Source organism: Streptomyces sp. NPDC004629, assembly GCF_042873595.1.
Taxonomy (GTDB): Bacteria; Actinomycetota; Actinomycetes; order Streptomycetales; family Streptomycetaceae; genus Streptomyces.
The window spans coordinates 1-24,912 of record NZ_JBIALO010000030.1 but is presented as its reverse complement, the minus strand read 5'-3'; the positions used below and the strand labels follow the sequence as shown (position 1 = coordinate 24,912).

At 72.9% G+C, this 24,912-nt stretch carries 2 protein-coding genes; one reads left to right on the top strand and one right to left on the bottom strand.

Annotation, left to right across the window (positions count from 1 at the left end; genetic code table 11):
- Positions 1–2: 2 nt before the first annotated feature.
- Positions 3–1,400: a carboxylesterase family protein gene (locus tag ACFYTE_RS33620; RefSeq protein WP_388718832.1), complete on the bottom strand. Its 1,398-nt coding sequence runs from the start codon at positions 1,398–1,400 to the stop codon at positions 3–5.
- A 349-nt stretch (positions 1,401–1,749) separates the two neighbouring features.
- Between ACFYTE_RS33620 and ACFYTE_RS33615 the strand changes: the two genes are divergently transcribed.
- A partial coding sequence (locus ACFYTE_RS33615) for a type I polyketide synthase (protein WP_388718830.1) occupies positions 1,750–24,912 on the top strand: 23,163 nt, incomplete at its 3' end.

Below are 24,912 nucleotides of genomic sequence, written 5' to 3'. Positions count from 1 at the left end.
GATCAGTCCGCCGGTATGCCGATCCGGTGCGGGGCCGGTGATTCCGGCGTCCACGGCGTCCACGGCACCCGCCCATCCCTGGCCAGGGCGAGCAGCGCCGCCTGGTCCTGCGCACCGACCGCACGGTCCTCGTCGGAGCCGACGGTGCCTTCCGGGTCGAGGAACAGGCAGGCCACGTCGGCGCCGTGGACCGGCCGGTTCGCCAGCTCGGGATAGGCGAGCACGGTCCGCCAGTTGGTGGAGGGCGCGTAGTCGAACTGTTGGTACCACACCGGGGCGCCGCCCTTGTGCTGGGCGGCGAGCAGCCTTTTGGCCGGCCCCACCCAGATCAGCTCGGACAGGGCGTCGATCTTCTCCTTGTGGGGCAGCGACTGGTCGTGCTCGGGGAACGCGCGCAGGTAGGCCGTGTCGATGGCGTTCCAGGCGTCCCACGCCCCGCTCTCCTCGGTGACGTTCGAGACGAGCAGCGGAACGTCGGCCATGAGCCCCGTCTCCAGCGAGTCGAGCGGGCTGCGGGGCAGGACGTTGCCGTCGACGAACGGTCCGTACCGGATCATGGCCGGGCCGTGGGACTTGGACGTGGCCTGCTTCAGCATCCGCCGATGGATGGTGCGCAGCCCCACGTTGGGCAGCTGCACGAGATCCGCCGGCGTCGCCGCCAGCGGTCCGGCGGACTTGAGGAAGTCCTCGGCGAACCGGGCAGCTCGCTCCTCGGCCATCGGCGGCTGGGCGCCGCTGTAGAGCGCCGCCTTGTGGAACAGCCCCTTGGCCGCCGGAGCACCCAGCAGCGCCGCCACGTCCGACGAGCCGGAGGACAGGCCGAACAACGTGACGTTGTGCGGGTCGCCACCGAAGGCGGCCACGTTCTCCTTGACCCAGCGCAGCGCCTGGATCTGGTCGAGCATGGAAAGGTTGGCGCTGTCCTTGAAGTCCGGGTCCAGCGCGCCCAGATAGAGCCAGCCCCAGGCCCCGATCCGGTAGTTCGCGGTGACCACGACCGCGTCGTGCCGCGCGGCGAAGTGCCAGACGTCGTTGGTCGCCGTGCTGCCGCTGCCGTAGGCCCGGCTGCCGAAGTGCAGCCACATCAGCACCGGCCGGCGCGCGTCCGGGTTCGGGTCGGGCGACCAGATGTTGAGGTTGAGACAGTTCTCGCTCTCGGTCGCGTCGGGGGGCACTGTCGAGGGTGTCTGGCCGGGGATGATCGGCAGCTGCCAGGAGACCGGGCCCCAGTGGCGCGCGTCGATCCGCTGGGCGGGGACGACCGGCGCCGGTGGCCGGAACCGATGCCCGACCCGACCGTACGGCACGCCGCGCCAGTTCGGGACGCCCCGGTCCAGGAAGCCCCGGATCGAGCCGGACGACGTCTCCACCACCAGGTCGTCATCAGTTTCCTCGCGCATGTGATTTGCCTGCTCCGAATTATGAGGGCGGACTGCGGCGGCCATTCTCGTCGGCAAAATACCTGGCTGAGATTCGCACGGATCTCTTCCGGCGCGGTATCACCAATGCTGGTGGTCGTGTGGCTTCCCCTGAGTGTCCGGACCGGACTACCAGGTTGGGGAGTTGATGTCGCGGATCGTAACGCTAGCTTTGATTTTCGGGCCTGCCGGTTTTCGCGGGCGGCGGCCGATCTGCTCGATCGCTTCGGTTGCAGGTTGAATGAGAGGGACTTCGTGCGCACTCGGCGAAACGTTTTCGAAGTCGATTTTCGTGACTCGTCGGCGGATGTTCCCCGGGTGGAGGTGTCCGATGCGTTCCGCGCGCACTGAGCGGCCGGCCGGCTCCGGCCAGGACTGGCTGCCGTTGCTGCTGCCCGGAGGTCACCCCGAGTCGGTGCGCGCCCACGCCGGGCGGCTGGCCGAGTACCTGGACGCACGGGCGGACGTCCGGCCGGCCGATGTCGGCGCGGCCTTGCGTGCGATGGCCGCCACCGGGCCGCACCGCGCGGCCGTCGTCGCCGCCGATCGAGCCGGCTTCGCCGACGGCTTGCGGGCGCTGGCGGCCGGCCACGGAGCGCCCGGGCTGGTCGAGGGCACCGCTCTCGGCGGGCCGGTCGCGTTCGTGTTCCCCGGCCAGGGCGGGCAGTGGCCGGGGATGGCGAGGGACCTGCTGGCCGAGTCCACGGTGTTCCGGGCCCGGCTCGACGACTGCGCGCAGGCACTGGAGCCCTTCGTGGACTGGTCCCTGCTGGACGTGCTGCGCGATCCGGCCTCGCCTGACCGCGTCGACGTGGTGCAGCCCGCTCTGTTCGCGATGATGGTGGCGCTCGCCGAAGTGTGGCTCTCCCACGGGATCGAGCCCGCGGCGGTGGCCGGGCACAGCCTGGGTGAGGTGGCCGCGGCCGTTGTCGCCGGCGCGCTGTCGCTGGACGACGGCGCGCGGGTGGCGGCACTGTGGAGCCGGGCCCAGGCGACGATCGAGGGCCGGGGCGAGATGGTGTCGGTGCGCGCGCCCGAACAACTGGTGCGCGAGCGGCTGGCGGCATGGCCGGATGCGCTGGTGGTGGCCGCGATCAACGGGCCGGCCGCGGTGCTGGCGTCCGGGGACACCGCAGCGGCCGCAGAGCTCGTGGCGGCCCTGGCCGCCGAGGGGATCCCGGCCCGCCGGGTGGCGGCGCGGCTGGCCGCGCATTCGCCGCAGATCGAGCAGATCCTGCCGTCGATGCGGAGGGATCTAGAGCCGATCCGGCCCCGGCCGCCGCGGCTCCCGTTCTACTCGGCGCACCTCGGGGCCCGGCTGCCCGGGGACGCGGTGGCCCTGGACGCCGCATACTGGTGCGGGAACCTCCGCCACCCGGTGCGGTTCGAGGAAGCCACCAGGGCCCTGCTCGCCGACGGCTGCCGGGTGCTTGTGGAAGTCAGCCCGCACCCGGTGCTGACCGCGGCGATGCAGGAGACCGTGGAATCCGGACCGGTTCCGGCGGCGGTGTGCGGTTCGCTGCGCCGCGACCAGGGAGACCTCCGCAGGTTCCTGCTGTCACTGGGCGAGGCATACGTGGGCGGCGCCGAGCCCGGCGGTGATGCGCTGTACGTCGGCCACGCCCCGGTGCCGCCGGCCGACCTGCCCGTGGCCGAGGCCGGCACCGGACAGTCCTCTTCGGACCCTTCGCTTTCGGCCCCTTCGCTGCATGGGGAGCTGGCCGGCCTGGAGCGGACCCGCCGACAGGCGGTGCTGACGGAGCTGGTGTGCCGCGAGGTCGCCCTCGCCCTGGGCGAGGGCGGGGCGGACGCGGTCGATCCGGACCGGCCATTCCGCGACCTGGGGTTCGATTCGGTGACCGCGGTCGAGGTGCGCAACCGTGTGTCGGCGGCCGGCGGGCTGACGCTGCCGGTCACGGTCACCTTCGACCACCCGACGCCCGCCGCGCTCGCCGCCGCCCTCGCCGAGCGGCTCTTCGGCCCTGACCCCGGCGCCGGTCACGAACCGGACCGGCTCACGCCCGCCACCGAGGACCCGGTCGTGATCGTGGGGATGGGGTGCCGGTATCCGGGAGGCGCCCACGGCCCCGACCGCCTGTGGGAGCTCGTCGCGAGCGGCGCCGACGCGCTGACGCCGTTCCCCGCCAACCGGGGTTGGGACGTCACCGGGACGTACGCGCCCGAGATGGACCGGACGGGCCACCACTACCAGCGCGAGGCCGGGTTCGTGCACGACGCGGACCTGTTCGACGCCGACTTCTTCGGCATCTCGCCCCGCGAGGCCACCGTGATGGACCCCCAGCAGCGGCTGCTGCTGGAAACGTCGTGGGAGACGTTCGAACACGCGGGCATCGACCCGACTACGTTGCGCGGCAGCCGAACCGGTGTGTTCATCGGCGCGATGACGCTGGAGTACGGGCCCGGCACGGGCGACGACACCGGCTTCGGTGGGTATGTGTTCACCGGCACCACCGGCAGCGTGCACTCCGGCCGCATCGCGTACAGCCTCGGCCTGGAGGGCCCGGCGGTCACCGTCGACACCGCCTGCTCTTCCTCGCTGGTAGCCCTGCACCTGGCGGTGCAGGCGCTGCGGGCGGGCCAGTGCGACCTGGCCGTGGCCGGCGGTGCCACGGTGATGCCGAACCTCGGCATGTTCGTGGAGTTCTCCCGGCAGGGCGGGCTGGCCGGCGACGGCCGGTGCAAGGCGTTCTCGGCCGCCGCCGACGGCTTCGGTCTGGCCGAGGGCGTGGGCCTGCTGCTGGTGGAACGGTTGTCGGACGCTCGGCGCAACGGGCATCAGGTGCTGGCGGTGGTGCGGGGTTCGGCGGTCAACCAGGACGGGGCGTCCAACGGCCTGACGGCGCCGAACGGTCCGTCGCAGCAGCGGGTGATCCGGCAGGCACTGGCGGACGCCGGCCTGGCACCGTCCGATGTGGACGTGGTGGAGGCCCACGGCACCGGCACCAGCCTCGGGGACCCGATCGAGGCCCAGACGATCCTGGCGACCTACGGACAGGACCGGGAGCGTCCGCTGTGGCTGGGCTCGGTGAAGTCCAACCTCGGGCACACGCAGGCCGCGGCCGGGGTCGCCGGGATCATCAAGATGGTCCAGGCGATGCGGCACGGACTGCTGCCGAAGACCCTGCACGTCGACGAGCCCACCCCGCACGTCGACTGGTCGGCCGGGGCCGTCCGGCTGCTCACCGACCCCACCCCCTGGCCGGACGACGACCGCCCGCACCGGGCCGCGGTCTCCTCCTTCGGCATCAGCGGCACCAACGCCCACGTGATCCTGGAGGCTCCCGAAAAAACGGTGCCGGACGCGGCGCCCGAGGCGCCGTCCGATTCCGTTGCGGTGCCGTGGGTGCTGTCCGGGAAGTCAGATGCGGCGGTCCGGGCGCAGGCCGCCCGGTTGCTGGAGTTCGTCGAGGCGGACCCGGCCCTGCGCACCGCCGACGTGGGCTGGTCGCTGGTCAGCTGCCGGTCGCTGTTCGAGCACCGGGCCGTGGTGTCGGGCTCGGGCCGGGACGAGTTGTTGGCGGGCCTGAGGAACGCGGTGGCCGGCAAGTCCGCGCCGGGCGTGGCGCGGGGCATCGCGCGGCCCGGCCGTGTGAAGACCGTGTTCGTCTTCCCGGGCCAGGGCGCGCAGTGGGCCGGGATGGGCCGTGACCTGATGGCCTCGTCCCCGGTGTTCGCCGCGCGGCTTGGGGAGTGCGCCGACGCGCTGGCCCCTTACGTCGACTGGGATCTGGCCGAGGTGGTCGGTGGCACCGAGGGCGCTCCCGGGTTCGAGCGGGTGGACGTGCTCCAGCCGGTGTCGTGGGCCGTGATGGTGTCGCTCGCGGCCCTGTGGCGGTCCTTGGGCGTCGAGCCTTCCGCAGTGGTCGGGCATTCCCAGGGCGAGCTCGCGGCCGCGGTTGTCGGCGGGTACCTCACCCTTGAAGACGCGGCGCGGATCGTCGCGCGGCGCAGCCGGATGATCACCGAGGAGCTGGCCGGGCGCGGCGCGATGCTGTCCGTGCTCATGAGCGTGGACTGGGTCACCGAAGCCCTGCGGCCGTGGGCGGGCCGGCTGTGGATCGCGGCGGTCAACGGGCCGGCCTCGGTGTCGGTCTCGGGTGACGCCGAGGCGCTGGGCGAGTTCGGCCTGGTGCTGTCGAAAGCGCGGGTCCATCGCTGGCGGCTGCCCGGGGTGGACTTCGCCGGGCACTCCGGGCACGTCGACGCCATCGAGGAACGGCTGCGCGCGGAGCTGGCCGACATCACCGCGCGACCGGGCGAGGTGCCGTGGATGTCCACTGTGGACGGGCAGTGGGCCGACCACGCTCGTGTGGACGCCGACTACTGGTATCGCAACCTGCGCGACGTGGTTCGCTTTGAGGACGCGACGGAGGCGCTGATCGCGTCGGGCCACCGGGTTTTCGTCGAGGTCTCGACACACCCGGTGCTGACCACCGCGATCGGCGAGGTGGCGGAGGCGCACCAGGACCCGGGCATCGTGGTGGCCGGCACGTTGCGCCGCGACGACGGCGGCAGGGGCCGGTTCGTCGCCGCGCTCGCCGAGGTGGTGGCCGCGGGGGTGGACGCCGACTGGGCCGCCGTGTTCGCCGGCGCCGGCACGAAGCGCGTGCCGCTGCCGACGTATGCCTTCCAGCGCAAGCGTTTCTGGTTCGACACCGCCGAGGTGCCCACCGATGTCACCGCCGCGGGCCTGAGCCCGGCCGAGCACCCGTTGCTCGGTGCGAGGGTGCCGTTGCCGCACACGGACGGCGTGCTGTTCACGAGCCGGCTTTCGCTGCGGACGCACCCGTGGCTGGCCGAACACACCGTGCGGGACACCGTGCTGTTCCCCGGCACCGGCTATGTGGAGCTGGCCGTCCGGGCGGGTGACAGCGTGGGCTGTGACCGGTTGGACGAGCTGACCCTGGACACTTCGCTGGTGGTGCCCGCCGAAGGAGGCGTACGAGTCCAGGTGGTGGTCTCGGACGCCGACGCGGATTCCCGCCGGAGCGTGGCGGTGTACGCGTGCCCTGACGGACAAGAGGTGTGGACCCGGCATGCCACCGGCGTGCTCGGTACCGGTGTTTCCGCGGACGCGGACTTCGACGTCGTGACCGGGGCCTGGCCGGTGCCCGGCGCGACCGAGGTGGATATCTCGGGCTTGTTCGACAGGCTGGACGCGGCCGGGTTCGCGTACGGCCCCCTGTTCCAGGGCCTGACCCGGGCCTGGCGCCACGGCGACCGGATCCTGGCCGAGGTCGGGCTTCCCGCGGACACCGGCGCGGAGTCGTTCGGGATCCACCCCGCGCTGCTCGATTCCGTGGTGCGGACGGGAAGCCTTGCCGGAGTGGACGGGCTGCCGGCCGGCTTCACGGACGTGGTGTTGCGGGCCTCGGGAGCGTCGAGGCTGCGGGTGGCACTGACCCGCACCGGGCCGGACGAGGTTTCGCTGGCTGCCGCGGACACCGCCGGCCTTCCGGTGATGTCGATCGGGTCGCTGACCGTGCGCCCGCCGACCGCGCAGAGCGTGAGCGCCGGTCTCGGCGACGGCGCACTGGTGAAGCTGGACTGGCCGGGCATCACCGGCACCGCCGTCGCGGTGGCGGACCGGCTGGTGGTCGAACGTCCCGGTTCGATCGCGGACGCCGTGGCGGCGGGCCCGCCGCCGCCGGTGGTGGTGCTGCCGGTGACCGGTGACCCGGACGCGGTCGTGGAGTCCGTCCACGACGTCACAGGGTGGGTGCTGGAGCAGGTGCAGCACTGGTTGAGCGACGAGCGGTTCGCCGCCACGCCGCTGGTCGTGGCGACCACGGGCGCCATCGCCGTCCGGCCGGGGGACACGGTCACCGATCCGGCGGCGGCGGCGGTGTGGGGCCTGATGCGATCGGCGCAGACCGAGAACCCTGGCCGGTTCGTCCTCGTCGACACCGACGCCGAACCGGACACCGCCGTGCTGGGCCGGATCCTGGCCGCGGACGAACCGCAACTGGCATTGCGCGCCGGTCGGTTGCACGCCGCTCGCCTGACCCGAGTGAGCCCGGCCGACCAAGCGGGGCCGGTCCTGGACGGCGCCGGCACGGTCGTGATCACGGGCGGCACGGGTGGCCTGGGTGGTCTCTTCGCCCGGCACCTGGCGACCGAGCACGGCGTCCGGCACCTGCTGCTGCTCAGCCGGCGCGGCCCGGACGCACCCGGCGCCACCGAACTGGTGGCGGATCTGGCGCGGCTCGGCGTCGAGACGAACGTCTCGGCGTGCGACGTGACCGACCGGCGAGCACTGGCCGACGCGCTGGCGTCCGTGCCCGTGGAGCACCCGGTGACGGGTGTCGTGCACACCGCGGCGGTGCTCGACGACGGGGTGATCGGGTCGCTGTCGCGCCGGCAGCTCGACCGGGTGCTCGCCCCGAAGGCCGACGCAGCCTGGTATCTGCACGAACTGACCCGCGACCACGACCTGTCCTTGTTCGCGGTCTTCTCGTCCGTCGCGGGCCTCACCGGCAACGGCGGGCAGGGCAACTACGCCGCGGCCAACGTCTTCCTGGACGCGCTCATGCAGCAACGCCACGACGCGGGACTCCCGGCTCTGTCGATGGCCTGGGGTCCGTGGACGACCGAGGTCGGCCTTGTCGGCAGTCTCTCCGACACCGACCTGCGACGCATCGCGCAGTCGGCCATGCCGGAGCTGCCGGTGGCACAAGGCCTCGCGCTGTTCGACCGGTCGCTGCGCGCCGGTGCGCCGGTGCTGGGACTGACCCGGCTGAACATGGGGGCCTTGCGCGGTCAGGCGGACGTGCCGGCCGTGTGGCGGTCCCTGGCCGGCGGCACCCGGCGCCGCGCGGCCGAGAACACCACGGACAACACGCGGCTGGCGGGACTGTCCGGTGCGGAGTGCCGACGGGTGCTCGTCGACATGGTGCGCGAGGCCGCGGCGGCCGTGCTGCGACACGACGCGGGCACGGAGATCAGCACCACGCAGCCGTTCAAGCGGCTCGGGTTCGACTCGCTGACCTCGGTCGAGCTGCGCAACCTGCTGCGGGCGAGGACGGGGCTCGCACTGCCGACCGGTGTCGTGTTCGACTACCCGACCGTGGCCCGGCTGGCGGAGTACCTGTCCGGCAGGCTCGGGCAGGCCCCCGCCGCGGAGCCGGAGGTGCGGCCGGCGGTGGTACCGGCACCCGTGGCCGACGACCCCGTCGTCCTGGTGGGGATGGCCTGCCGCTACCCGGGCGGGGTGTCCGATCCGGCCGGTCTGTGGCAGCTGGTCATGGAAGAAGCCGACGCCATCACGCCGTTCCCCGCCGACCGCGGCTGGGACCTCGACGCGCTGCGGGGCACCGACGGGCCTGGCCTCTCCGCCACCGAGCAGGGCGGATTCCTCGACGCGGTCGGCGACTTCGACGCGGCGTTCTTCGGCATGTCGCCGCGGGAGGCGCTGGCGACCGATCCGCAGCAGCGGTTGCTGCTCGAAGTTTCCTGGGAGGCGCTGGAACACGCGGGGATCGACCCCGCCGCGCTGGCGGGCAGTCGGACCGGCGTCTTCACCGGCGTCTACCAGTCCGGCTACGGCGATCTGCTCTCCCGTTCGGCCCAGCGCCTGCAGGGGCATCTGCTCACGGGCAGCCTGGCCAGTGTGCTGTCCGGCCGGGTGTCCTACGCGCTGGGCCTGGAGGGTCCGGCGGTGAGCGTGGACACCGCGTGTTCGTCGTCGTTGGTGGCGATGCACCTGGCGGCGCAGGCGTTGCGGGCGGGGGAGTGCTCGCTGGCGCTGGCGGGCGGGGTCACCGTGATGGCCGGCTCCGAGGGATTCGTGGAGTTCACGGCGCAGGGCGGGCTGGCCGCCGACGGCCGCTGCAAGCCGTTCGCCGACGCCGCCGACGGCACCGGCTGGTCCGAGGGCGTCGGGCTCGTGGTGCTGGAGCGGTTGTCGGACGCCCGTCGCCATGGTCACGAAGTCCTGGCGGTCCTGCGGTCGAGCGCGGTGAACCAGGACGGCGCCTCCAACGGGTTGACGGCGCCGAACGGTCCCTCGCAGCAGCGGGTGATCCGGCAGGCGTTGGCCGCCGCGGGAATGTCCGCTTCGGACATCGACGTGGTGGAGGCCCACGGCACCGGCACCCGGCTCGGCGACCCCATCGAGGCCGAGGCGATCCTGGCCACCTACGGTCAGGATCGCCCCGGGGACCGGCCGTTGTGGCTGGGGTCGCTGAAGTCGAACATCGGGCACACACAGGCCGCGGCCGGTGTGGGCGGTGTGATCAAGATGGTCATGGCCATGCGGCACGGCGTGCTGCCCAGGACCCTGCACGTCGACGAGCCCTCGGCGCGGATCGACTGGTCCCAGGGCGACGTGCGGCTGCTGACCGAGGCGATGCCCTGGCCGGAGAACGGGCATCCGCGCCGGTTCGGCGTGTCCTCGTTCGGGATCAGCGGCACGAACGCGCACGCCATCATCGAAGCCCCCGCCGGCTCCCCGGCCGAACCTGCAGCGACCGGTGCCGCGAGTGTCCTGGCCGACGGCGTGCCGTGGGTGCTGTCCGGGAAGTCCGCGGACGCGCTGCGGGCGCAGGCGGCCCGGTTGCTGGAGTTCGTGGAAGCGGACCCGTCGCGGAACGCGGTGGATGTCGGCTGGTCGCTGGCCCATTCGCGGTCGGCGTTCGACCACCGCGTCGTGCTGGCAGGCGCGGACCGGGACGAGCTGGTGGCCGGGCTGCGAGCGGTCGCGGCCGGTGGCCCGGCCCCGGGAGTGGTGCGGGACACGGTCCGGCCCGATCCCCGGGTGGGCGTGCTGTTCCCGGGTCAGGGCGCGCAGCGGATCGGGATGGCACGGGACCTCTACGACCGGTCCGCGGTGTTCGCGTCCACCGTGGACATGATTCTGGCAGAGCTGGATCCGCTGTTGGACCGACCGTTGCGTGAGGTCATGTGGGGCGAGGACCCGGAGCTGGTCGACGAGACGGGCTGGGCGCAGCCGGCCTTGTTCACCGTGGAAGCAGCCCTGTTCGAGGTGGTGCGCGCATTCGGGGTGACTCCGGACTACCTGCTGGGGCATTCGATCGGGGAGATCACCGCCGCGTATGTGTCGGGTGTGTGGTCGCTGGCCGACGCCTGCCGGGTGGTGGCGGCGCGGGCCCGTCTGATGCAGGCGTTGCCGGCGGGCGGGGCCATGGCCGCGGTCGGGCTTTCCGAGGCCGAGGTCGCGGACCTGCTCCCCGACGGGGTCTCGATCGCGGCGGTGAACACCGCGGACTCGGTGGTGCTTTCCGGTCCGCGGGATGCCGTCGAGCGGGTAACGGACGCCGCGGCCGGGCGCGGCGCCAAGGTGACGCGGTTGCGGGTGTCGCACGCGTTCCACTCGTCCTTGATGGATCCGATGCTGGCGGAGTTCGCCGACGTCCTGGAGTCGGTGGAGTTCCGGCCGCCGCGGATCCCGGTGGTGTCGAACCTGACCGGCGAACCCGCCGCCGAGGACCTGTGCTCGCCGGAGTACTGGGTCCGGCAGGTGCGCGGCACGGTCCGGTTCGCCGACGGGGTGCGCTCGCTGGCCGGGCAGGGTGTGACGGCGTTGGTGGAGCTCGGCCCGGACGCGGTGCTGTCGGGGCCGGCGCAGCACAGTTGTGCTCCGGGAACGGTGGTGGCGCCGATGTTGCGGCGCGGGCACGACGATGTGCGCACCGTGCTCTCGGCGCTCGGGCAGGTGTACGCACAGGGTGTGTCCGTGGACTGGGCCGGGGTGTTCGCCGGCCGTGGCGCCACCCGTGTTCCGCTGCCGACCTACGCCTTCCAGCGGCAGCGGTTCTGGCCGGAGCCGTCTCCGGTCGCGTACCGGGCGTCCGGCGACCCGGCCGACGAGCAGCTCTGGACATCGGTGGAGCAGCAGGACGTCGAGACGCTGGCGGACGCGCTCGGCCTCGACAGCGCCGAGGCCGCTTCGGTGCTGCCGGCACTGGCGTCGTGGCGCACGCGTCGCCGCGAAGAGTCCACAACGGACGGATGGCGATACCGCGAGAGCTGGAAACCGCTGGCTCCCACGGCGGCGACGCCCGGCCGCTGGCTGGTCGTGGTACCGGCTGGAGCCGGTGACGACGCCGGGACCCGGGAGATCGTCGACGCCCTCGGCGCCGGGACGCGGGTGCTCGAACACAGTGGACCCGATCGCGCGGCGCTCGCCGGGAAGCTGAGCGACGCCGCCGGGTCGGGCGTCCCGGTGGCCGGGGTGCTGTCACCGGCGCCGCCCGAGCCGGACACGGCGACCGGGCTGGTGTGGGCCACCCTGCTGCTGGGGGCGTTGCGCGACACTGGTCTGTCCGCCCGCCTGTGGGTGGTGACGCGGGGCGCCGTGTCGATCGGGCCCCATGACCCCGTGACCGCTCCGGGGCAGGGCGCGTTCTGGGGGCTCGGCCGGGTCGCCGCGCTGGAGGAGCCCGAGCTGTGGGGCGGTCTGGTGGACCTGCCCGGAACGCTGGACCTTCGAACCGCGCGCCGGTTCGCCGCCGCCGTGTCGGACACCGCGGGCGAGGACCAGATCGCGGTTCGCTCCTCCGGCTGGTACGGCCGCCGGCTGGTGCACGCCCCGGCGAAGACCGCCGGTCTGCCGTCGTGGACGACGTCCGGGACGGCGCTGGTCACCGGTGGCACCGGTGGCCTGGGCGCGCGGGTCGCCCGGTGGCTGGTCGAGCGGGGCGCCGAACACCTCGTGCTGCTGAGCCGGCGTGGACCGGCGGCCGAGGGCGCCGACGAGATCCGGCGGGAACTTGAGGCCGCGGGCGCGCGGGTGAGCGTGGTGGCCTGCGATGTGGCCGACCGTGCCGCGCTGACCGCGGTGCTCGCGGACCTGCCGGACGCATGGCCCTTGCGGACAGTGGTGCACGCCGCCGGGGTCATGGACGACGATGTGGCGCTCGCGGCGACGACCCCGGAACGGTTCGAGCGTCAGCTGCGGGTGAAGGCCGACGGGGCACGTCATCTCGACGAGCTCACAGGTGATCAGGACCTCGACGCGTTCGTGCTGTTCTCCTCCGGGGCGGCGGCGTGGGGCAGCGGCGGCCAGGCCGCGTACGCGGCGGGCAACGCCTACCTCGACGCGCTCGCGCAGCACCGCCGCGCGCGGAGCCGGACGGCGACATCGGTCGCCTGGGGCTCGTGGGGCGAGACCGGCATGGTGCTGGGCCTGGCCGCGGCCGAGCGGGACGACCTGGACCTGCTGGGTGTCGTGCCGATGCGGCCCGAGCTGGCGATCGCCGCGCTGCAACGGGCGCTGCACGAGGACGACGCGACAGTCGTCGTCGCCGACCTCGACTGGAGCCGGTTCGCTCCGGTGTTCACCACGGTCCGGCCGAGCGCCCTGCTGTCGGATCTGGCCGAGGTCGCCGAAGCCCTGGGCGGCTCGCAGCGGGACGACGCGAGTTCCGAGAGGCCGGCGGCGCGGCTGGTCGGCCTGTCCGAGGAACAACGCCGGGCCGCGTTGCTCGACCTGGTCGGCGAATCGGCGGCGGTCGTGCTGGGGCACGCGGCCGGCACGCGGCTCGACGAGGACCAGCCGTTCAAGGACCTGGGCTTCGACTCGCTGATGGCGGTCGAGCTGCGCAACCTGCTGCAAGCCGGTACGGGGATGAGTCTTCCCGCCGGCCTGGTGTTCGACTACCCGACCGTGAGCCGGCTCGCGGCACACCTGGCCGGTGAGTTCGACGAGGCCCGCGCGGCGGAGGCGGCCACGGTGCCCGCGCTCGTTTCGCTCACCGACGACCCCGTCGTCCTGGTCGGCATGGCGTGCCGGTTCCCGGGCGGGGTGTCGGGGCCGGACGACCTGTGGCGGCTGGTCATCGACGAGACCGACGGCATCACCCCGTTCCCGGCCGATCGTGGCTGGAACCTGGACGAGTTGCTGGGGACGAACGCCCTCGTGGCGGCCGGCGAAGGCGGTTTCCTCGACGGCGTCGGCGACTTCGACGCGGCGTTCTTCCGGATGTCGCCGCGTGAGGCGCTGGCGACCGATCCGCAGCAGCGGTTGCTGCTCGAAACCTCTTGGGAAGCGCTGGAGCAGGCCGGGATCACGCCCTCGTCGCTGGCGGGCAGCCCCACTGGTGTGTTCGTCGGCGCGTACCAGACCGGCTACACCGAGCTGGCGTCCCACTCCGGTGAGCAGTCGCAGGGGCATCTGATCGTCGGTGGCGCGGGCAGTGTGATCTCCGGCCGGGTGGCCTACACCCTGGGGCTGGAAGGTCCGGCGGTGAGTGTGGACACGGCGTGTTCGTCGTCGTTGGTGGCGATGCACCTGGCCGCACAGGCGTTGCGGGCGGGAGAGTGCTCGCTGGCGCTGGCGGGCGGGGTCATGGTGATGCCCACGCCCGAAGCGTTCGTCGGCTTCACCGCACAGGGTGCGCTGGCGGCGGACGGCCGCTGCAAGTCGTTCGCGGACGCGGCCGATGGGACCGGGTGGGCCGAGGGTGTCGGTGTGGTGGTGCTGGAGCGGTTGTCGGATGCTCGTCGGCACGGTCATGAGGTGCTGGCGGTGCTGCGGTCGAGTGCGGTGAATCAGGATGGTGCGTCGAACGGTTTGACGGCGCCGAACGGTCCGTCGCAGCAGCGTGTGATCCGGCAGGCGTTGGCTGCGGCGGGGCTTTCCGCTTCGGATGTGGATGTGGTGGAGGCGCATGGCACCGGGACGCGGCTGGGTGATCCGATCGAGGCGGAGGCGGTGCTGGCGACCTATGGTCAGGACCGGCCCGAGGGCCGGCCGTTGTGGCTGGGGTCGTTGAAGTCGAACATCGGGCACGCGCAGGCGGCGGCCGGTGTCGGTGGTGTGATCAAGATGGTGATGGCGTTGCGGCACGGGGTGCTGCCGAAAACCTTGCACGTGGACGAACCGTCGGCCCAGGTGGACTGGGCGCGAGGCGACGTTCGGTTGCTGACCGATGCTGTCGCGTGGCCGGAGACCGGCCGCCCGCGCCGGGCCGGCGTGTCCGCGTTCGGGGTCAGTGGCACCAATGCGCACGTGATTCTCGAAGCCCCGCCCGAAGAGCCCGGCGTCCCGGCGCGACAGTTGTCCACTGGGGACGGTGTCGTGCCGTGGGTGCTGTCCGGGAAGTCGGCCGAGGCCGCCCGGGAGCAGGCGTCCCGGTTGCTGGAGCACGTCGGCGCCGATCCGTCGCTGCGTCCTGTCGACGTGGCCTGGTCGTTGCTCGGCTCGCGAGAGGTGTTCGACCACCGGCTGGTGGTGGTGGGCGCCGGCCGGGAGGAGTTGCTGGCCGGTCTGCGTGCGGCGGCTGCCGGCCGGCCTGCGCCGGGCGTGGTCCGTGGCGTCGCCCGCTCCGGCGGTGGCGTGGTGTTCGTGTTTCCGGGTCAGGGTGCGCAGTGGGTGGGGATGGGGCGGGAGTTGCTGGCCGAGTCGCCGGTGTTTGCGCGGTCGATGCGTGCTTGTGGTGAGGCGTTGGAGCCGTTTGTGGATTGGTCGTTGGAGGAGGTGTTGGGTGATGAGGTGGCGTTGGGGCGGGTGGATGTGGTGCAGCCGGTGTTGTGGGCGGTGATGGTGTCGTTGGCTGCGGTGTGGCGGTCGTTCGGTGTGGAGCCGGCTGCGGTGGTGGGGCATTCGCAGGGTGAGATCGCGGCGGGGTGTGTGGCCGGTGGTCTGTCGTTGGCGGATGGGGCGCGGGTGGTGGCGTTGCGCAGCCGCGCGATCGCCGAACAGCTCACCGGTGGCGGGATGGTCGCGCTGCCGATGCCGGCCGGACAGGTGCGCGATCTGCTCGCGGAGCACCCGGACGTGTCACTGGCCGCGATCAACGGGCCGGCGTCGACCGTCGTCGCGGGCGAAACCGGCGCTCTGGAGCGGCTGCTGGCCGACTGCCGTGAGCGGGAGATCCAGGCGCGCGGGATCGCGGTGGACTACGCGTCGCATTCGCGGCTGGTGGAGCGGATCGAGGAGCGGCTGCTGACCGACCTGGCGCCGATCACGCCGCGGCCCGCGGCGATCCCGGTCTTTTCGTCCGTGACGGGCGAGCAGGCGGACACCGCGTTGTGGGACGCGCGGTACTGGTACCGCAATCTGCGGAGCACGGTGCGGTTCGAGGACGCGCTCACGGCCGCCCTGGACACGGGGCCGGGCACGGTGCTCGAAGTCAGCCCGCACACGGTGCTGGTGCCCGCCGTCCAGGACATTGTGGACGGTCGCGAAAGCGCCGTCGTGATGGGCACCCTGCGCCGCGGTGAAGGTGGTTTCCCCCGGACGGTGCTGGCGCTCGCGCAGGCCTACGCGCACGGCGTCCGCGTGGACTGGGCGACGGTGTTCGCCGGTCGCGACGCCAGGCGCGTCGCGTTGCCGACGTATGCGTTCCAGCACGAACGCTTCTGGCCCGAACCGGCCACCGGGCCCGCCGACGTGACCGCGGCCGGTCTGAGCTCCGCGCAGCATCCGTTGCTGGGTGCGATGGTGCCGCTGCCGCAGACGGACGGCGTGCTGTTCACCAGCCGCCTGTCCCTGCGCACCCATCCCTGGCTCGCCGACTACACAGTGCGCGGCGTCGCGGTGCTGCCCGGGACCGCGTACGTCGAGCTGGCTGTCCGCGCCGCCGACAGCGTGGGCTGCGACCGGCTTGAGGAACTGGTCCTGGAGGCGCCGCTGGTGCTGCCCGCGCAGGGCGGCGTGCAGATGCAGGTCGTGGTCGGCGACGCCGATCCCGGGACACGGCGGCGGAACGTGGCCGTGTACGCGCGTCCCGACGGGCAGGAGGAGTGGATCCGGCACGCCACCGGCCAGTTGGGCGCCGGCGGTCAGGTCCTCGCCGGGACGGCGTTCGACCCGGTCACCCAGGCCTGGCCGCCGCGCGAGGCGATACCGCTCGACACCGCGGGCTTCTACGAGCGGCTCGGTGACGACGGGTTCGGCTATGGCCCGGTGTTCCAGGGGCTGACCCGGGCGTGGCGATCCGGCGAGCGGATTCTCGCCGAGATCGAGCTGCCCGAGGCCGGCCGTGGCCTGGCGGACTCGTTCGCCATCCACCCCGCGTTGCTGGACGCCGCGCTGCAGACCTCGGCGTTCGCCGGGCTGGACGGACTTCAGTTCAGCTTCACCGACGTGGTGCTCCAAGCGTCCGGCGCGTCCCGGGTGCGGGTCGCGCTCACCCGTGTCGGCCCGGACGAGGCCGCCCTCGCGATCGCGGACTCGACCGGACTTCCCGTGCTGTCGATCGGCTCCCTGATCATGCGGCCGCTGACGGCCGGCGGTCTGAGCGCGGGCACCGGCGACGGCGCGCTGCTCGAACTGCGGTGGAACGCCGTGCCCGCGACCGCCGCGATCCCGGTGGACCAGTGGCGCCTGGCCGGGCCTGATGATCCGCTGCTCTCGGCACTCGACGGCGAGCCGACGCCTGCCGCGGTAGTGCTGCCGGTGTCCGCAGACCCGGGCACGGTGGCCGACTCCGCGCACCAGGTCGCGGGCCGGTTGCTGGGCCGGCTACAGGACTGGCTGGCCGATGAGCGCTCGGCGGATGTTCCGTTGGTCGTGGTGACGACCGGGGCTGTGAGCACCGGCCAGGACGAACCGGTGACCGATCCGGCCGCCGCCGCGGTGCACGGTCTGGTGCGCTCGGCGCAGGCCGAGTACCCGGGCCGGATCGTCCTGCTCGACGCCGACACCGAGCTGGACGCCGCCGGACTGGGCCTGGCGCTGGCCACGGGCGAGCCGTACCTCGCCCTGCGCGCCGGGCAGTTCCACGCCGCCCGGCTGACCCGGGTCAGCGGTGCCGCCGGAGCCCCGCCGGCGCTGGATCCCGACGGGACGGTCGTGATCACGGGCGGCACCGGCCGCCGCGGTGGTGCTCTCGCCCGGCACCTCGTCACCGGGTACGGTGTCCGGCACCTGCTGCTGGTCGGCCGGCGCGGCCCTGCCACGCCCGAGGCCGAGGCAGTTGTCGCGGACCTGGCGGAGCGTGGCGCCACCGTGTCGGTCGTGGCGTGCGACGTGACCGATCGGGCGGCCCTGGCCGACGTGCTCGCGTCCGTGCCGCCGGAGCATCCGATGACCGGTGTCGTGCACGCCGCGGACGTGGACGACGACTGCGCGGTGCAGACGCTGTCCCGGGAGGAGTTCGACAGGGTGCTGGCGCCGCGGATCGAGGGCGCCTGGCATCTGCACGAGCTGACCCGGCACCTCGATCTCGCGTTCTTCGTGCTGTTCTCGTCGCTCGACGCAGTCACCGGGACCGCGTTCGCCGACTGGCTGGCGCGGCAGCGCCGCCAAGACGGGCTGCCCGGTCTGTCGCTGGCCTGGGGTTCCTGGGCTTCCGAGCGCGGGTTGTCGACGGAGCAGAGCATGGACCTGTTCGACCGGGCACTGGGCTCGCAGGACCCGGCGCTCGTGCTGACCCGGCTGAACCTGCCGGCGCTGCGGGCCCAGGCCGAGGTGCCCGCGGTGTGGCGCTCGCTCGCGGGCACCACGGTCCGGCGTGCGGCCGACAACTCGCGCGGTGGCAGGGAAGGACTGTCACGGCGGCTCGCCGGACTGTCCGCCGTGGAGCGTGATCGTCTGCTGGTGGAGCTGGTGCGCGAGTCGGCCGCGACGGTGCTCGGCTACCCGTCGGGTGAGCGGATCGGCACGGACCAGCCGTTCCGCGAGCTGGGTTTCGACTCCGTGACGGCGGTCGACCTGCGCAACACGTTGCAGGCAGGCGTCGGCGCCACGCTGCCGGCGACCCTGGTGTTCGACTACCCGACCGTCACCCGCCTCGCCGCGCACCTGGCCGAGGAGTTCGGGGACGCGGCCCCGGCCCCGGCGGCCGGGGCCGTGCCGCGGCCTGTGGCGGCGGCCTCGGTGGCCGATGATCCGGTCGTGCTGGTAGGCATGGCCTGCCGGTACCCCGGCGGAGTGTCCGATCCGGATGGTCTCTGGCGGCTCGTGGCCGACGGGATCGACGGCATCACCGCGTTCCCCGACGATCGCGGCTGGGACCTGGAGACACTGCGGGGCACCGACGGGCCCGGCTCCGGGACCTCGGCCACCGGCCGCGGTGGTTTCCTCGACGGGGCCGGTGAGTTCGATGCGGCGTTCTTCCGGATCTCGCCGCGGGAGGCGCTGGCGACCGATCCGCAGCAGCGGCTGCTGCTCGAAGTGTCCTGGGAGGCGCTGGAACAGGCGGGAATCGATCCGACCTCGCTGGCGGGCAGCTCGACCGGGGTGTTCGCGGGCGTCTACTCCTCGAACTACGCCAACCTGGTCGCCCGCGGTGGTGAGCACCTGCAGGGCCACCAGATCACGGGTGGGGCGGCCAGTGTGATCTCCGGCCGGGTGGCCTACACGCTGGGGCTGGAAGGCCCCGCGGTGAGTGTGGACACCGCGTGCTCGTCGTCGCTCGTCGCGATGCACCTGGCCGCGCAAGCCCTGCGGACAGGTGAGTGTTCGCTGGCGCTGGCCGGCGGTGTCACGGTGATGGCCACCGCCGACGCGTTCGTCTGGTTCACCGCGCAGGGCGGACTGTCGCAGGACGGCCGGTGCCGGTCCTTCTCCGACTCGGCCGACGGTACCGGGTGGTCCGAGGGTGTCGGTGTGGTGGTGCTGGAGCGGATGTCGGACGCGCGCCGCAACGGTCATGAGGTGCTGGCGGTGCTGCGGTCGAGTGCCGTGAATCAGGACGGTGCGTCGAACGGTCTGACGGCGCCGAACGGTCCGTCTCAGCAGCGGGTGATCCGGCAGGCCCTCGCCGCGGCCGGTCTGTCCGCTTCGGACGTGGACGTGGTCGAGGCGCACGGCACCGGGACGAAGCTGGGTGATCCGATCGAGGCGCAGGCGGTACTGGCAACCTACGGCCGGGACCGCGTGGACGGGCAGCCGCTGTGGCTGGGCTCGTTGAAGTCGAACATCGGGCACACCCAGGCCGCAGCGGGCGTGGGCGGTGTGATCAAGATGGTGCTCGCGTTGCACCACGGGATTCTGCCCAAGACCCTGCACGCGGACGAGCCCTCGACGCAGATCGACTGGACGCAGGGCGACGTACGGCTGCTGACCGAGGCGATGCCGTGGCCGGAGAACGGTCGCCCGCGCCGGGCCGGGGTGTCCTCGTTCGGCGTCAGCGGGACGAACGCCCACGTGATCCTTGAGGCGGCAGCCGACGACGAGCGTCGTGGTGCCCCGGAAACTCCCGCTGTGCTCACGGCCGCGGTGCCGTGGGTGCTGTCGGGCCGGACGGAGGAGGCCCTGCGGGCGCAGGCCGCGCGGCTGCTGGACTTCGTGGAGGCGGACCCGTCGCTGCGACCGGCCGACATCGGGTGGTCGCTGTCCGGTTCCCGCGCGGTGTTCGACCACCGCGCCGTGGTGCCGGGAACGGATCGGGACGAGCTCGTCACCGGGTTGCGTGCGCTCGCGGCCGGTGAGCCCGGCGCCGGGACCGTCTCGGACGCCGCGGGGACAGACGCGCGGCTCGGGGTGTTGTTCACGGGGCAGGGCGCGCAGCGGGTCGGGATGGCGCGTGGGCTCTATGGGGAGTCGCCGGTGTTCGCCGCCGCGCTGGACGGGGTTCTCGCGGAGTTGGATCCGTTGCTGAGCCGGCCGTTGCGTGAGGTGATGTGGGGCGACGACGCCGAGTTGATCCACGAGACGGGGTGGGCGCAGCCGGCCTTGTTCGCGGTCGAGGTGGCGTTGTTCGAGGTGCTGCGGGCGTTCGGGATGACCCCGGACTATCTGCTGGGGCATTCGATCGGTGAGATTACGGCGGCTTACGTCGCCGGGGTGTGGTCGCTGGGTGACGCGTGTCGGGTGGTGGCCGCGCGGGCCCGGCTGATGCAGGCGCTCCCTTCGGGCGGCGCGATGGCCGCGATTTCGCTGCCCGAGGCCGAAATCGGCGAGATCCTGCCGGAGACCGTGTCGGTCGCTGCCGTGAACACGGCGGACTCGGTGGTGGTCTCGGGGCCGCGGGACGACGTGGACCGGGTGGCCGAGGTGGCGTCCGCTCGCGGCGTCGAGGTGACGCGGCTGCGGGTGTCGCACGCTTTCCACTCGTCGGCGATGGAGCCGATGCTGGCGGAGTTCGCCGTGGTTCTGGAGACGGTCGCGTTCCGGCAGCCGCGGATCCCGATCGTGTCGAACCTGACCGGTGAGATCGCGTCCGCGGAAGAGCTGTGCTCCCCGCGGTACTGGACGGACCAGGTCCGCAGCACGGTGCGATTCGCCGACGGTGTGCGCCTGCTCGCCGACCAGGGCGTGACCGCGCTGGTGGAACTGGGGCCTGACGGTGTGCTTTCCGGTGCGGCGTACCACAGTTGTGCGCCGGGCACGGTCGTGGCGCCGGTGTTGCGCCGCGAGCAGGACGACGCGTCGGCGGTGCTGTCCGCGGTGGCGCGGCTGTTCGTGGACGGTGTGGCGGTGGACTGGACCGCGGTGTTCGCGGGCCGGGGCGCGGTGCGGGTGGCGCTGCCGACCTACGCGTTCCAGCACCGGCGCTTCTGGCCCGACACGGTCGCCGGCGTCGCCGACGTGACCGGGGCCGGGCTGAGCCCGGCGGAGCACCCGTTGCTCGGCGCCGTGGTGCCTTCGCCCACGGACGACGGGATCGTGTTCACCAGCCGGCTTTCGCTGCGCACGCACCCGTGGCTGGCCGCCCACACCGTGGGCGGCACCGCGGTCTTCCCGGGCACCGCCAGTGTCGAGCTGGCCATCCGCGCCGGCGACAGCGTGGGCTGCGACCGGGTCGAGGAGCTGGCGCTGGAGACGCCGCTGGTGCTGCCGGCCACGGGAGTCGTACAGGTTCAGGTCCTGGTCGGTGCGGCCGACGAGGACGCGCGGCGGAGCTTCGCCCTGTACGCGCGGGTGGACGGCGCGCAGGAGTGGACCCGCCACGTCACCGGTCGGCTGGGCACGGCCGTCCGCGCGGCCGGTCCGGACCCGTTCGGCCCGCTGCGCCACGCCTGGCCCGCGCCGGAAGCCGAGGAAATCGACGTGACCCGGTTCTACGAGCAGTCCGCCGAATACGGCCCGATGTTCCAGGGGCTGACGAAGGCGTGGCGCCACGGCGACCGGATCCTCGCGGAGGTCGAGCTGCCCGAGTCCGGCCGTGGTGCGGCGGAGTCGTTCGGGCTCCACCCCGCGCTGCTGGACGCGGCACTGCAGGCAAGGACGCTCGCGGGCAGGGAAGGGGTGGGGTCCGGGTTCCGCGACGTGGATCTGCTCGCTTCCGGTGCGGCCCGGCTCCGGGTCGCACTGACTCCGCAAGGGCCGGACGAGGTGTCGCTCGCGGTCGCTGATTGGACCGGCTCACCCGTGCTGTCGATCGGTTCCGTGACGCTGCGACCGCTCGACGCGGTCGGCACCGTGCTGGACACCGGGGACCGTTCGTTGCTTGAGATCAGCTGGGTACCGACTCCTGGCAGTGCCACCCCGGTGGGTCGCTGGACCGTCGTCGGGTCCGTGGACCCCGTGCCCGCTGCCGAGGCGGGCACGGTGGTGCTGCGGGCGTCCGGGGACTCGGAGTCGGTGGTGGAAAGCACGCATGAGCTGACCGCCGGGGTTCTCCGGCAACTGCAGCAGTGGCCGGCGGATCCCGCGGGCTCGCCGCTGATCGTGTGGACCCGGGGCGCGGTCGCCACCGCACCCGGTGACCCGGTCACGGATCTGGCCGCGGCGGCTGTCTGGGGCCTGGTCCGGTCGGCGCAGACGGAGAACCCGGGCCGGTTCGTACTGTTCGACACCGACTCCCGCACCGACCGGCTCGACGCGACGGTGCTCGGTGAAGTACTGGCCGCGGGTGAGCCACAACTGGCGCTGCGCGGCGGCCGGCTCCTCGCGGCGCGCCTGACCCGGGCCGGCGCGGGTGACGAACCGGCGCCGGTGCTGGATCCCGAGGGCACGGTCGTCGTCACCGGCGGCACCGGTGGGCTGGGCGCGCTGGCGGCGCGGCACCTGGTGACCGAGTACGGCGCGCGGAACCTCCTGCTGGTCAGCCGGCGCGGTGCGGCCGCCCCGGGTGCTGAGGAACTGCTGGCCCAGCTCGGCGCGCTCGGCGCCACGGTGGTGGCGTCGGCCTGTGACGCGACCGACCGGCAGGCGCTCGCCGAGGTGCTCGCCGAGGTGCCGCCGGAGCACCCCGTGACCGGGGTCGTGCACGTCGCGGGCGTTGTCGACGACGGTGTGCTCGCGTCGCTGTCGCGCGAGCAGCTGGACCGGGTGCTCGCCCCGAAGGTGGACGCGGCCTGGAACCTGCACTCGCTCACCCGGGACCTGTCGTTCTTCGTGGCTTTCTCGTCGCTCGGCGGCCTGCTGGGCGGCGGTGGCCAGGCCAACTACGCCGCGGGCAACACGTTCCTCGACGCGCTGATGCAGCAGCGCCGCCACCACGGGCAGCCGGGGGTTTCGCTGGCCTGGGGACCGTGGTCGACGGAGGTCGGCATGGTGGGCTCCCTGTCCGGCACCGACCGGCGGCGGATCGCGCGCTCGGCCACCCCGCCGATGTCGGCGGAGCAGGGCATGGAGCTGTTCGACCGGGCGTTGCGCGCGGACCGTCCGCTGCTGGCGCCGACCCGGCTGGACATGGCTACGCTGCGGGCCCAGCGGGACATCACGCCACTGTGGCGTTCCCTGGCCGGGTCCGCGGCGCGGCGTGTCGCGGACAACACCGACGGAGGCGGGGACGGCCTGGGCCGACGGCTGGCCGGACTGTCCGATGTGGACCGGCTGGAGGCGCTGGCCGACCTGGTCCGCGAGTCCGCCGCGACGGTGCTGGGGCATGCCCCGGGCGAGCGGTTCGACATCGCGCAGCCGTTCCGCGAGCTGGGCTTCGACTCGCTGACCGCGGTCGAACTGCGTAATCTGCTGCAGGCCAGGACCGGCGTCGCCCTGGCGGCCAGCCTGGTGTTCGACTACCCGACCGTCGGCCACGTGGCGAGATACCTGGCAGCCGAGTTCGGCGCGCAACCGGCCGAGGCTGCCGTGGTGCCGGCCCTCACGTCCGTCGCCGACGATCCGATCGTGCTGGTGGGCATGGCATGCCGGTTCCCGGGCGGCGTCTTGGGCCCGGAGGACCTGTGGCGGCTGGTCGCCGAGGGGACCGACGGGATCACGCCGTTCCCGGCCGACCGCGGCTGGGATCTGGACTCGCTGCTGGGCAGCGGCGGCCCGGGCACCGGGACGTCCGCGACCGGCGAGGGCGGCTTCCTTCCAGAGGCCGGCGAGTTCGACGCGGCGTTCTTCCGGATCTCCCCGCGTGAGGCGCTGGCCACCGACCCGCAGCAGCGGCTGTTGCTGGAGGTGTCGTGGGAGGCCTTGGAACGCGCGGGCATCGACCCGACGTCGCTGGCCGGCAGCCAGACCGGTGTGTTCACGGGCGTCTACCAGACCGGCTACGCCGAACTGGTCGCGCGAGCCGAGGAGCAACTGCAAGGCCATCTGCTCACCGGCGCGGCCGGAAGCGTGATGTCGGGGCGCGTGGCGTACACGTTCGGCTTCGAGGGCCCGGCGGTGAGTGTGGATACGGCGTGTTCGTCGTCGTTGGTGTCGATGCACCTGGCGGCGCAGGCGCTGCGGTCGGGCGAGTGCTCGCTCGCCCTCGCCGGCGGTGTGTCCGTGATGGCGTCGGCCGACATGTTCGTCCGGTTCACGATGCAGGGTGGTCTGGCTGCGGACGGCCGGTGCCGGTCGTTCTCGGATGATGCCGATGGGACCGGGTGGGCCGAGGGTGTCGGTGTGGTGGTGCTGGAGCGGTTGTCGGATGCTCGTCGGCACGGTCATGAGGTGCTGGCGGTTTTCCGGTCGAGTGCGGTGAATCAGGATGGTGCGTCGAACGGTTTGACGGCGCCGAACGGTCCGTCGCAGCAGCGGGTGATCCGGCAGGCGTTGGCTGCGGCGGGGCTTTCTGCTTCGGATGTGGATGTGGTGGAGGCGCATGGCACCGGGACGCGGCTGGGTGATCCGATCGAGGCGCAGGCGGTGCTGGCGACCTATGGTCAGGACCGGCCCGAGGGGCGGCCGTTGTGGCTGGGGTCGTTGAAGTCGAACATCGGGCACGCGCAGGCGGCGGCCGGTGTCGGTGGTGTGATCAAGATGGTGCTGGCGTTGCGGCACGGGGTGCTGCCGAGAACCTTGCACGTGGCCGAACCGTCGACGAAGGTCGACTGGTCCCAAGGCAACGTGCGGCTGCTCACCGAGGCGATGCCGTGGCCGGAGACCGGCCGCTCCCGCCGGGCCGGGGTGTCGGCGTTCGGCGTGAGCGGGACCAACGCGCACGTGATCCTTGAGGCTCCGGTCGAAGCCGACACGGACGAAACCTCGGCTGTCGAAACCCCCGCTGTCGAAACCGTGGCCGGGGAGGAAGCAGCCGATGTCGAGCGTGTGGTGCCGTTGGTGCTCTCGGGCAGGTCGGGTGAGGCGGTGCGGGCTCAGGCGTTCCGGTTGTTGGAGCACTGGGAGGGGCGTCCGTTGGTGGGTGCGGTGGATGTGGGGTGGTCGTTGGTGAGTTCGCGGGCGGTGTTCGGTCATCGGTTGGTGGTGGTGGGTGCCGGTCGGGAGGAGTTGCTGGCC

Coding starts and splice junctions, on each gene's coding strand:
- ACFYTE_RS33620 (WP_388718832.1), bottom strand. CDS start 1,400: ATGCGCGAGGAAACTGATGACGACCTGGTGGTGGAGACGTCGTCCGGC.